The sequence below is a fragment of the Mycobacterium sp. 1465703.0 genome (assembly GCF_001672975.1).
In the GTDB taxonomy this organism is placed as follows: Bacteria; Actinomycetota; Actinomycetes; order Mycobacteriales; family Mycobacteriaceae; genus Mycobacterium.
The window spans coordinates 1-11432 of record NZ_LZKU01000267.1 but is presented as its reverse complement, the minus strand read 5'-3'; the positions used below and the strand labels follow the sequence as shown (position 1 = coordinate 11432).

The following is an 11432-nucleotide window of genomic DNA, read 5'->3' as shown; positions in this document are numbered from 1 at the left end:
ATCGCCGCGGCGCGGCAGACTGGCCCGGTCGCAGAATGCGCTCGGCCGCAGCATGCTGGGCCTGATCGGCGGCGGCGCGGTGACGGTCTCGGGCTCGGGAAGTTCGACCTCGGAGATGGTGCGCCGCGGCGCGTCGTGGGGAATGGTCGCGTCGTCGCCTACCGCGGGCAGCCCGGTGGTGTCGAGCCGATCGGCCGTCGCGGTCTGGCTGAAGGTGATGCCCGAGGACGCGGTGTAGCCGCCGGATCTGTCGATTGCCCCGGGTTCGGGCCCCCTCGAGAAGCTGATCCGGCGGCGGCGGTGCCGCCGCAGCCCCACGACGAGCGCGGTGATGGCGATGAGGACGACTAGAGCTATCAGGACCGCAAGTGCGATCCAAAGACCTTGGGACACGCTGACATTGTTTCAGGGCCAGCGTGGCCGCCCGGCCGCCCCCGAGATCGAGGAGATCGCCCCCACCGAAGGCCGGCTAGAGCGGCTGCGCGGCAGACTGGCCCGGTCGCAGAATGCGCTCGGCCGCAGCATGCTGGGCCTGATCGGCGGCGGCGACCTGGACGAAGACGCCTGGCAGGACGTCGAGGACACGCTGTTGATCGCCGACCTCGGCCCGGTGGTCGCCGAATCCGTGATCGCCCAGCTGCGTACCCGACTGGCCAGCAGCGACGTGCGCACCGAGGCCGACGCCAAGGCCGTGCTGCGCGACGTGCTGATCAAGGAATTGCAGCCCGGTATGGACCGGTCGATCCGGGCACTGCCGCACGCCGACCACCCCTCGGTGCTGCTGATCGTCGGCGTGAACGGCACCGGAAAGACCACCACCGTCGGCAAATTGGCCCGGGTGTTGGTCGCCGACGGGCGACGCGTCGTCCTGGGTGCCGCCGACACCTTCCGGGCCGCAGCGGCCGACCAGCTGCAGACCTGGGCGTCCCGGGTGGGCGCGGAGGTGGTGCGCGGCCCTGAAGGCGCCGACCCGGCATCGGTGGCGTTCGACGCCGTCGACAAGGGCATCGCCGCGGGCGCCGACGTGGTGCTGATCGACACCGCCGGCCGGCTGCACACCAAGGTCGGCCTGATGGACGAGCTCGACAAAGTTAAGCGCGTGGTAACACGGCGCGCCGCGGTCGACGAGGTGCTGCTGGTCCTCGACGCCACCATCGGTCAGAACGGTCTGGCCCAGGCCCGGGTGTTCGCCGAGGTGGTCGAGATCTCCGGTGCCGTGCTGACCAAACTGGACGGAACGGCCAAGGGCGGCATCGTCTTTCGGGTTCAGCAAGAACTCGGCGTGCCGGTCAAATTGGTCGGACTAGGCGAGGGTCCGGACGACCTCGCGCCGTTCGAACCGGCGGCGTTCGTCGACGCGTTGCTCGGCTGAAACGCCTTATCCCGCGAGTGGGACGTTAATACCGCCGAAACACTGCGGCCCCATCGCCGAAACAACAATCTCGCAATGTTCTGAACAGGTCATCGGACGCATGTCTGACGGCCAGTTGTGGGCCGACCGGAGGAGATTGCGAGTGACATACCCGATACTGGGCCAGCCCAATACCGGCGATACCGCCTGGATGTTGGCCAGTTCCGCGCTGGTGCTGTTGATGACGCCGGGTCTGGCGTTTTTCTACGGCGGGATGGTGCGCGCCAGAAGCGTTCTGAACATGCTCATGATGAGCATCAGCGCGATGGGCGTCGTCACCGTGCTGTGGGTGCTTTACGGCTATTCGATCGCCTTCGGCGACGACGTAGGCAACTTCATGGGCAAGCCGACGTCGTATTGGGGTCTCAAAGGCCTCATCGGCGTCAACGCGGTGGCCGCCGATCCGAGCAAAGGCACTGCGGCAACGGATATTCCGCTAGCAGGCACGCTGCCCGCCACGGTGTTCGTGGCCTTCCAGCTGATGTTCGCGATCATCACCGTCGCCCTGATCTCCGGCGCGGTGTCAGACCGGTTGAAGTTCGGCGCCTGGCTGGTGTTCGCCGGTCTGTGGGCCACGTTCGTCTACTTTCCAGTCGCCCACTGGGTTTTCGCCTTCGACGGCTTCGCTTCCGAGAAGGGTGGCTGGATCGCCAACAAGCTGCACGCGATCGACTTCGCCGGCGGCACCGCGGTCCACATCAATTCCGGTGTGGCGGGCCTGATGCTGGCGATTGTGCTTGGTAAGCGCCGCGGTTGGCCCACCACGTTGTTCCGGCCGCACAACCTGCCGTTCGTGATGCTGGGTGCTGGGTTGCTGTGGTTCGGCTGGTACGGGTTCAACGCCGGGTCGGCCACCAGCTCCAACGGTGCGGCGGGGTCGACGTTCATGACCACCACGATCGCGACGGCCACCGCCATGCTCGGCTGGATGCTCACCGAGCGCATCCGCGACGGCAAGGCGACGACGCTGGGCGCGGCGTCGGGCATCGTCGCGGGCCTGGTGGCCATCACGCCGTCCTGCTCGTCGGTCAATGTGCTGGGCGCGCTGGTGGTGGGCCTGGTGGCCGGCGTGCTGTGCGCGTTGGCGGTCGGCCTGAAATTCCGGCTGGGCTTCGACGACTCGCTAGACGTGGTCGGGGTGCACCTGGTCGGCGGGTTGGCCGGCACGCTGCTGGTGGGGCTGCTCGCCGCGCCGGAGAGCCCGGCCATCAACGGTGTCACCGGCGTGTCCAAGGGATTGCTCTACGGCGGCGGCTGGGCTCAACTCGAGCGGCAGGCAGTCGGCGCGTTCAGTGTTCTTATCTACTCTGGGGTGGTTACGCTGATTCTGGCTTTGATCCTGAAGTACACCATCGGCCTTCGTCTCAACCCAGAGGCGGAAGCGACCGGTATCGATGAGGCCGAGCACGCCGAGAGTGGTTACGATTTCGCCGTGGCTACCGGCTCGGTTCTCCCGCCGCGGGTCGCTGTGGCGGATACCCGCAACGGTCTGGAGGAGGAGCGAGTGGGCGACAAAGTGGAGGCAGAGCAGTCATGAAGCTGATCACCGCGATCGTAAAGCCGTTCACGCTCGATGACGTGAAGACCAGTCTCGAGGACGCAGGCGTCCTGGGGATGACGGTCAGCGAAATCCAGGGCTACGGACGACAGAAGGGCCACACCGAGGTGTACAGGGGCGCCGAATACTCGGTCGACTTCGTGCCCAAGGTGCGCATCGAGGTCGTTGTCGACGACTCCATCGTCGACAAGGTCGTGGACAGCATCGTCCGGGCGGCGCGCACCGGCAAGATCGGTGACGGCAAAGTGTGGGTGAGCCCCGTGGAAACCATCGTGCGGGTGCGTACCGGCGAGCGCGGAACCGATGCACTATGACATTCGCTGTCAATTGCTGATTCGACCCGGGCGGGCGCCGACGGTATGAATCCGTCCGACCCCGACTCGTCCGGGCACCTAGCGGGGACAGGAAGCGCTTGCGGGGCAGTCGATCTGGCTGCCTCGCGGCGCCAACTTCTGTCGCAGGGTAGCAAGCTGCACGCCGCCGAACTACGGCATGCCTGGCTGGATCTGCACGAATCCTGGTTGATGGCCAAGGCGGCCGAGATCGGGATCACCGAAGACAGTGGCTTCGCGATCGTCGGGATCGGCGGATTGGGCCGCCACGAACTGTTGCCGCATTCCGACCTCGATCTAATGCTGTTGCACGACAACAAGTCCGACGCGGTGTTGGGCAAGGTCGCCGATAAGTTGTGGTATCCGTTGTGGGACGCCAACGTTCGGCTCGACCACAGCGTGCGCACCGTTTCCGGGGCCCTCGGCATCGCCAACGCCGACATGATCGCGGCCTTGGGCATGCTGGACTCCCGGCACATCGCCGGCGATGCACGTTTGTCCGACGAATTGATCGCCGGCGCACGGCGACAGTGGCGCAGCGCAATTCGCTCCCGGATGAACGAGCTCGTCGAGATGACGCAGACCCGCTGGGACCGTTGCGGCCGGATCGCGCAGCGCGCTGAGCCGGACCTGAAATCGGGTTGCGGTGGTCTGCGCGATGTGCAGCTGCTCGATGCGCTGGGCGTGGCCCAGCTTATCGACCGGCACGGGATGGCCCGTCCGGAATCACCCGGGGGCTCGCTCGACGATGCTCATCTGACGCTGCTCGACGTGCGCACCGAGCTGCACCGGGTATCCGGCCGCGGACGCGATCAGCTGCAGGCCCAGTACGCCGACGAGATCAGTGCCGCGCTGCACATCGGTGACCGATTTGACTTGGCGCGCAAGCTGTCCGATGCCGGGCGCACCATCGCCTACCATGCCGAGACCGGCATTCGGACGGCCGAGAACGCGCTGCCGCGCCGCGGCGTGACGGCCCTGGTGCGGCGACCCAAGCGCCGCCCACTGGACGAGGGGGTCGTCGAATATGCGGGCGAGATCGTGCTTGCCCGCGACGCACGTCCCGATGCCGACGTGGGTTTGGTGTTGCGGGTGGCCGCCGCGGCCGCCGATACCGGGTTGCCGATCGGCGCCGCCACGCTGAGCCGGTTGGCCGCCGGCGCGCCGGAGATGCCGGTCCCGTGGCCGCGAGAGGCGTTGGACGACTTACTGGTTGTGCTCTCCGCGGGGCCGACCACGGTGGCCACCATCGAAGCGCTCGACCGCACCGGGTTGTGGGGCCGGTTGCTGCCGGAATGGGACGCCATCCGCGACCTGCCGCCCCGCGACGTCGCGCATAAATGGACGGTGGACCGCCACGTCATCGAGACGGCCGTCAACGCCGCACCGCTGTCCACCCGGGTGGCGCGGCCCGACCTGCTGGCACTGGGCGCACTGCTGCACGACATCGGTAAGGGCCGCGGCGTCGACCACAGCGTGCTCGGTGCGGGCCTGGCGCTGGAGATCGGCCCCAGGCTGGGCCTCGTGCCGGTCGAGGTGGAAATGCTCGCTCAGCTGGTCCGCCACCACCTGTTGCTGCCGATGGTGGCTACCCGCAGTGATTTGAATGACCCGAAAACCATTGAGCGCGTAGTGAAAGCGCTGAGCGGTGACGCGCTGTTGCTCGAAGTTCTGCACGCGCTGACCGAGGCGGACTCGAAGGCTACCGGACCCGGAGTGTGGAGCGACTGGAAGGCGGCGCTGATCGACGACCTGGTCCGGCGCTGCCGGCTGATGATGGCGGGGGAGCCGTTACCGAAGATCGAACCCGCTGCGCCGCAATATGTTTCGCTCGCGGCCGAGGGCGGCGTCCATGTGGACATCAAGCCCAGCGGCGGTGAGCGCCTGGAGCTGGTGATGGCCGCACCGGATCAGCGCGGACTGGTATCGAAAGCCGCCGCGGTGCTGGCGCTGAACTCGCTGCGAATCCATTCGGCGTCGGCCAGCACTCACGAGGGTTTCGCGATCGTCGAATTCGTGGTGTCGCCGCTGTTCGGTTCACCGCCGGAGGCGGGTCTGCTGCGCCAGCAGTTCACCGGCGCGCTGGCCGGCGACGTCGACGTGCTGGGCACGCTGGAAAAACGCGACGGCGACGCCGTCAGCGCGGCGACCAACCGGGCCGGCGAAGTCCAGGTCGGGGTGCCGGTGACCCGATCGACCGCCCCGCCGCGCATCCTGTGGATCGACTCGGCCTCACCCGACCAGTTGATCGTCGAAGTCCGCGCCATGGATCGGCTGGGGCTGCTCGCGCTGCTTACCCGCGCGCTGGAGCGGGCCAACGCCGACATCCTCTGGGCGAAGGTCAACACCTTCGGGTCGACGGCGGCGGACGTCTTCTGCGTGACTACCTCCGCCCAACCGGCCGAGGCCGAGCATTGCGCCCGGGATGCGGTCGAACAGAGCCTGCTCGCCGTGCTGGGTGGTGGCCCGGCGGTCGAAGTGCTCGAGGAACCCGTCGGCGACTAGGCCCGCGGCGCCGGGCCGTCGCTACTGCTCGGCGTTGAGCTGTCGCACCGCATCGATGCGCGCCCGCAGCTGTTCACGGCTCGCCGCGGCGATCGGCGGGCCGCCGCAGCGGCGCCGCAACTCGCTGTGGATCCAGCCGTGCGGCTTGCCGGTCCGGTGATGGGCGATCGAGACCAGGGTGTTGAGCTCGCGGCGCAGCTCCCGAAGCTGGCCGTGCACGGTGGCCGGCGGGGCCTGGCCGGACGACCCCGCGCCGGCTTGTCGGGCCCGCTTTTGCAGCTGTTCGTCTTGACGCTGGTGCAGCAGCGCTCGCATCTGCTCGGCATCGAGCAGCCCGGGGATGCCGAGGTAGTCCGCCTCCTCGTCGCTGCCGGCCGGTGCGGCGGTGCCGAACGAGGATCCGTCGAAGATGAGCTGATCGAGTTCGGCGTCGGCACCCAACGAGGTGAAACCCTTGTCGAGGTCGCTCTTCTCGTCCTGTGTCTTGGTGGCGGGGTCGCCGTCGAGAGGGTCGCCCTCGGAGACGCGGTGCGGCTCGCCGAGCACGTGGTTGCGCTGGGCCTCCAGCTCGCTCGCGAGCTGCAGCAGGTTCGGCACCGAGGGCACGAAGATGCTCGCGATCTCACCCGGGCGGCGCGACCGCACGAACCGGCCGATGGCCTGAGCGAAGAACAGCGGCGTCGAGGCGCTGGTGGCGTAGATCCCGACCGACAGCCGCGGCACGTCCACACCCTCGGAGACCATGCGCACCGCGACCAGCCAGCGGCTGGTGCTGGCGGCGAAGTCGCTGATGCGCGCCGACGATCCCGGGTCGTCCGAGAGCACCAGCGTCGGCGCCTCGCCGGTCAGCTTGGTCAGTAGCACGGCATAGGCGCGCGCGGCGGTCTGATCCGAGGCGATGATCATGCCGCCGGCATCGGGTATGTGCGTGCGTAGCTGGCGCAGCCGTTGATCCGCGGCGGTGATCACCGCGGGCATCCATTCGCCGGCGGGGTCCAGCGCCGTGCGCCACGCCCGTGCGGTCTGCTCGGCGGACAGCGGCTCGCCGAGGCGGGCCGCGTGCTCCTCGCCGGCGCTGTCGCGCCACCGCGCCTCCCCGGAGTAGGCGAGGAAGACCACCGGCCGGACCACGCCGTCGGCCAGGGCGTCGGTGTAGCCATAGGTGTGGTCGGCCTGGGACCGCCTGATCCCGTCGGGACCGGCCTCGTAGGTCACGAACGGGATGGGGCTGTCGTCGCTACGGAAGGGCGTTCCGGTCAGGGCGAGCCGGCGGGTCGCGTCGCCGAAGGCCTCGCGGATGGCGTCGCCCCACGTCTTGGCGTCGCCGCCGTGGTGGATCTCGTCGAAGACGACCAGCGTCTTGCGCTGCTCGGTGCGCACCCGGTGCAGCGTCGGATGCGCGGCGACCTGAGCGTAGGTGACCATCACGCCGTGGTACTCCGGCGCGATGCGGGCGTTGCTGTTGGAGAACTTCGGGTCCAGCGCGAGGCCGTAGCGCTGCGCGGCCTGCGCCCACTGCACCTTCAGGTGCTCGGTGGGCACCACCACGGTGATGTGCTCGACGGCGCGCTGGCCGAGCAGTTCGGCCGCCACCCGCAACGCGAAGGTGGTCTTCCCCGAGCCCGGGGTGGCAACCGCGAGGAAATCGCGCGGCTGGGCGGCGAGGTACTTGACCAACGCCCTGCGCTGCCAGCCACGCAGCACGCCGGTGCCGCTGGTCTCGCCGGGAACGCTGTTGGCCTGCGCCTGGATGCTGCTGAGCGGCACCGACACAGGCCCCCCGTTCATTGCTCGTCGACGCGGCTAACTCGATTGAGTAGCGGCTGTGAAATCTAGCACGCCAACGCTTTTCGGCGCAGTAACGACTCGACTGGCTATCGTGTCGGGCGCACCGTTTCGCGGGTCTGCAGCCATTCATGGATGCGTTCGGCAACGTCGGCCCAGCCCGGTTCGAGCATCATGTTGTGGCCCATGGAGAAGAATTCCGGCTCGGTGCGGTAGGCGCGTGCCGTGTTGCGTACCTCACGGACGCTGACGAAGCCGTCGTACGTGGCGCCAAGTACCAGAATCGGGGTGGTCACCCGCTTGGTTCTGACGCGGCGGATCATCGGATCGGTCATAGCGGCACGCATACTTTCGGCTCCCGCCCGCTGTCTACAGGATTCGACGACGGCCTCCGGCGTGTCGGCGCAGAACAGGTATTCGCGGGCCAGCGCCGGGGTGGCCAAAAATTTCAGCAGGGTGGGGTCGCTCCACGATTCCATCGTCATCGACGGCCGGCGGCGCCACACCCGCAACGCCAGGGTGAGTACGCCCTGCGGCGGCACCGATCCCACCAGCACCGCGGCCGGGGCGCTGCGGTCTTCCAGGTAACGCTGGACCACGAAGCCGCCCAGGGAATGGCCGATCAGGATCGGGCCGCCGCCCAGATCGTCGGCCACCGACCGGACGTCATCGATGTAGTCGGCGATGGACACCTTCGGCAACGGCTTGGGCGCGGGGCTGGCGCCGTGTCCGCGCAGGCTGACTGCGACCGCCCGGTAGCCGGCATCGGCGAAGAAGTCCAGGAAGTGTTCCCAGCACCACGCCCCATGCCAGCCGCCGTGCACGAACAGCAGCGGCACCGGATGCGCTGCGCTGGCAGACCCCTTGTCGATCACCTCGAGCATGAGCTGACCTTCGTTTGCCGGGGGCCGGTCGTCAAGGCTTTCGGTCCTGCTCAGGCCCGCGAGTGTGCGGTTAGCCGCACCCTCGGCGCCGAGTGTGCAGCCAGCGGCACACTCGCGCATGCGCACGACCACTAGGCTGGCGGGGTGTTTGAATCGCTGTCCGACCGATTGACCGGTGCCCTTCAGGGGCTGCGCGGCAAGGGTCGACTGACTGACGCTGATATCGAGGCCACCACCCGCGAAATCCGGCTGGCGCTGTTGGAAGCCGACGTGTCGCTGCCCGTGGTGCGCGCGTTCGTCACCCGGATCAAGGACCGCGCCAAAGGCGCCGAGGTCTCCGGTGCCCTCAACCCGGCGCAGCAAGTCGTCAAGATCGTCAACGAAGAACTCATCGGCATCCTGGGCGGGGAGACCCGTCAGCTGGCGTTCGCCAAGACCCCGCCGACCGTGGTGATGCTCGCCGGTCTGCAGGGTTCCGGTAAGACTTCGCTGGCCGGCAAGCTGGCCGCATGGCTGCGCGGCCAGGGGCACACCCCGCTGCTGGTGGCCTGCGACCTGCAGCGCCCGGCCGCGGTGAACCAGCTGCAGGTCGTCGGTGAGCGCGCCGGGGTCCCGGTCTTCGCGCCGCATCCCGGTGCGTCCCCCGAATCCGGTCCCGGCGACCCGGTCGCGGTGGCGGCCGCGGGACTCGCCGAGGCGCACGCCAAGCATTTCGACGTCGTCATCGTCGACACCGCCGGCCGGTTGGGTATCGACGACGAGCTGATGGCCCAGGCCGCGGCCATCCGCGACGCCGTCAACCCCGACGAAGTCCTGTTCGTGCTGGACGCGATGATCGGTCAGGATGCCGTTACCACCGCGGAGGCGTTCCGCGAAGGCGTCGGCTTCACCGGTGTGGTGCTGACCAAGCTCGACGGTGACGCGCGAGGTGGCGCCGCGCTCTCGGTCCGCGAGGTGACCGGCGTCCCAATCCTTTTCGCGTCCACCGGCGAGAAGCTGGAAGACTTCGACGTCTTCCACCCCGACCGGATGTCCAGCCGCATCCTGGGCATGGGCGACGTGCTGAGCCTGATCGAGCAGGCCGAGCAGGTCTTCGACGCCGAACAGGCCGAGGCGGCCGCCGTCAAGATCGGCACCGGCGAGCTGACCCTCGAGGACTTCCTGGAACAGATGCTGGCCATCCGCAAGATGGGCCCGATCGGCAACCTGCTGGGCATGCTGCCCGGCGCCGGACAGATGAAGGATGCGCTGGCCCAGGTCGACGACAGCCAGCTCGACCGCCTGCAGGCCATCATTCGTGGCATGACTCCCGCGGAGCGGGCGGACCCCAAGATCATCAACGCGTCCCGGCGGCTGCGCATCGCCAACGGTTCGGGCGTCACGGTGTCCGAGGTCAACCAGCTGGTCGACCGCTTCTTCGAAGCCCGCAAGATGATGTCGTCCATGCTCGGCGGGATGGGGATCCCCGGGATGGGCCGCAAGTCGGCGACGCGAAAGTCCAAGGGGGCCAAGGGCAAGAAGGGCAAGAAGGGCGGACGCGGTCCGACGCCGCCGAAGGGCAAGAGCCCATTTGGGCCCGGAGCGCCTGGGATGCCAGGCATGCCGGCCGGATTCCCCGACCTGTCGCAGATGCCCGAAGGCCTCAACGAGCTACCGCCCGGCTTGGCCGACTTCGACCTGTCCAAGCTGAAGTTCCCGGGCAAGCCGTGACGATCGCGAGCGCGGCGGAGCCGGGCGAAGCGGGTCGTCACCATTGGACCGTGACGATCGCGAGCGCGGCGGAGCCGGGCGAAGCGGGTCGTCACCATTGGACCGTGACGATCGCGAGCGCGGCCGCGGGGGCACTCCCCGGCTCCGCGGGGACCCCGCCCGCTTGCGGGGGACCGGGCGAAGCGGGTCGTCACCATTGGACCGGAAGAAAGTAGCCGCCGGAGTGCGCATGCATGTGCGGGGTGTGGGGCTGCCCGACGAAAACGAGATCGAACTGTGGATCGTCGACGGCCGCATCAGCGCCGAACCGGTCGCCGGCGCCGACACCGTCTTCGACGGCGGCTGGATTGTGCCCGGACTGGTCGACGCGCACTGCCACGTCGGTCTGGGTGATCACGGCGAGATTCCGCTGGACGACGCGATCGCCCAAGCCGAGATCGAGCGCGACGTCGGCGCGCTGCTGTTGCGGGACTGCGGCTCGCCCACCGACACCCGCAGCCTCGACGACCGCGACGATCTGCCTCGCATCATCCGGGCCGGAAAGCATCTGGCCAGACCCAAGCGGTATGCGGCGGGCTTCTCGCGCGAACTGGACGACGAATGGCAACTGCCGGACGCCGTCGCCGAGGAGGCCCGCCGCGGCGACGGCTGGATCAAGCTGGTCGGGGACTGGATCGACCGCAGTGTCGGTGATCTCGCGCCGCTGTGGTCCGACGACGTCCTCAAGGCCGCCATCGAAACCGCGCACGCCTATGGCGCCCGGGTCACCGCGCACGTCTTCAGCGAGGACGCGCTGCCGGGGCTGATCAACGCCGGCATCGACTGCATCGAGCACGGCACCGGGCTCACCGACGAGACCATCGAGTTGATGGTCGAGCACGGCACCGTCCTGGTCCCGACGCTGGTCAACATCGTCGAGAACTTCCCCGGCATCGCCGACGCCGCCGCGAAGTATCCGGTATATGCCGCGCACATGCGCGACCTGCATGCGCGTGGTGTGTCCCGGATCGCCGCGGCCCGCGATGCGGGTGTGCCCATCTTTGCGGGCAGCGACGCCGGCACCATGGTGGCGCCCGGACGGATCGCCGACGAGGTCGAGGCGCTCAAGAGCATCGGGATGAGCCCGACGGAGGCGCTGGGCGCGGCGTGCTGGGACGCGCGTCGCTGGCTCGGCCGGCCCGGAGCGCGGGTCCTGGGAGAAACACAGCAGGTCGGCGGAGGCGCCGTGATCCAGCCCGAGCCGGCCG

6 protein-coding genes and 4 pseudogenes are annotated in these 11432 nt (G+C 68.7%); 7 read left to right on the top strand and 3 right to left on the bottom strand.

Going from position 1 to position 11432, the window contains the following annotated elements:
• Positions 1-393 (bottom strand): annotated as a pseudogene (locus A5625_RS25300) (signal recognition particle-docking protein FtsY); the annotation flags it as partial.
• 40 nt (positions 394-433) lie between these two features.
• Here A5625_RS25300 and ftsY point away from each other — a divergent pair.
• The 4 genes and pseudogenes from ftsY to A5625_RS25280 form a co-directional block, all read left to right on the top strand.
• Positions 434-1372, top strand: a pseudogene (gene ftsY / locus A5625_RS25295) (signal recognition particle-docking protein FtsY); the annotation flags it as partial.
• 100 nt (positions 1373-1472) lie between these two features.
• Positions 1473-2948, top strand: a complete 1476-nt coding sequence (locus A5625_RS25290; RefSeq protein WP_067000763.1) for an ammonium transporter — start codon at positions 1473-1475, stop codon at positions 2946-2948.
• On the top strand, positions 2945-3283 hold the full coding sequence (glnB, locus tag A5625_RS25285; RefSeq protein WP_003878721.1) for a nitrogen regulatory protein P-II: 339 nt from the start codon (positions 2945-2947) through the stop codon (positions 3281-3283). Before A5625_RS25290 ends, glnB begins: the two co-directional genes overlap by 4 nt.
• A gap of 45 nt (positions 3284-3328) precedes the next feature.
• Positions 3329-5806, top strand: coding sequence for a [protein-PII] uridylyltransferase (locus A5625_RS25280; protein ID WP_082984553.1), 2478 nt, complete (start codon positions 3329-3331; stop codon positions 5804-5806).
• Positions 5807-5827: 21 nt separating this feature from the next.
• On the opposite strand, the gene A5625_RS25275 is transcribed toward A5625_RS25280, so the two are convergent.
• Together A5625_RS25275 and A5625_RS25270 are read right to left on the bottom strand one after the other, a co-directional pair.
• Entirely contained in the window at positions 5828-7579 is a 1752-nt protein-coding gene (locus A5625_RS25275; protein WP_067000761.1) for a DEAD/DEAH box helicase, read from the bottom strand.
• A gap of 101 nt (positions 7580-7680) precedes the next feature.
• Positions 7681-8475, bottom strand: coding sequence for an alpha/beta hydrolase (locus A5625_RS25270; RefSeq protein ID WP_067000766.1), 795 nt, complete (start codon positions 8473-8475; stop codon positions 7681-7683).
• Positions 8476-8619: 144 nt separating this feature from the next.
• Between A5625_RS25270 and ffh the strand changes: the two genes are divergently transcribed.
• The 3 genes and pseudogenes from ffh to A5625_RS25260 form a co-directional block, all read left to right on the top strand.
• A complete protein-coding gene (gene ffh / locus A5625_RS25265; RefSeq protein WP_067000759.1) occupies positions 8620-10185 on the top strand; it encodes a signal recognition particle protein in 1566 nt (521 codons plus the stop codon).
• Positions 10179-10400 (top strand): annotated as a pseudogene (locus A5625_RS30815) (hypothetical protein); the annotation flags it as partial. The gene ffh and the pseudogene A5625_RS30815, both read left to right, overlap by 7 nt.
• Positions 10381-11368: pseudogene (locus A5625_RS25260) on the top strand (amidohydrolase family protein); the annotation flags it as partial. The pseudogenes A5625_RS30815 and A5625_RS25260, both read left to right, overlap by 20 nt.
• Positions 11369-11432: the final 64 nt, after the last annotated feature.

Excerpts from the sequence above, each read along its gene's own strand:
- glnB (WP_003878721.1), top strand. The coding sequence starts at position 2,945 with ATGAAGCTGATCACCGCGATCGTAAAGCCGTTCACGCTCGATGACGTG.
- A5625_RS25290 (WP_067000763.1), top strand. The coding sequence starts at position 1,473 with ATGTCTGACGGCCAGTTGTGGGCCGACCGGAGGAGATTGCGAGTGACA.
- A5625_RS25270 (WP_067000766.1), bottom strand. The coding sequence starts at position 8,475 with ATGCTCGAGGTGATCGACAAGGGGTCTGCCAGCGCAGCGCATCCGGTG.
- A5625_RS25280 (WP_082984553.1), top strand. The coding sequence starts at position 3,329 with ATGAATCCGTCCGACCCCGACTCGTCCGGGCACCTAGCGGGGACAGGA.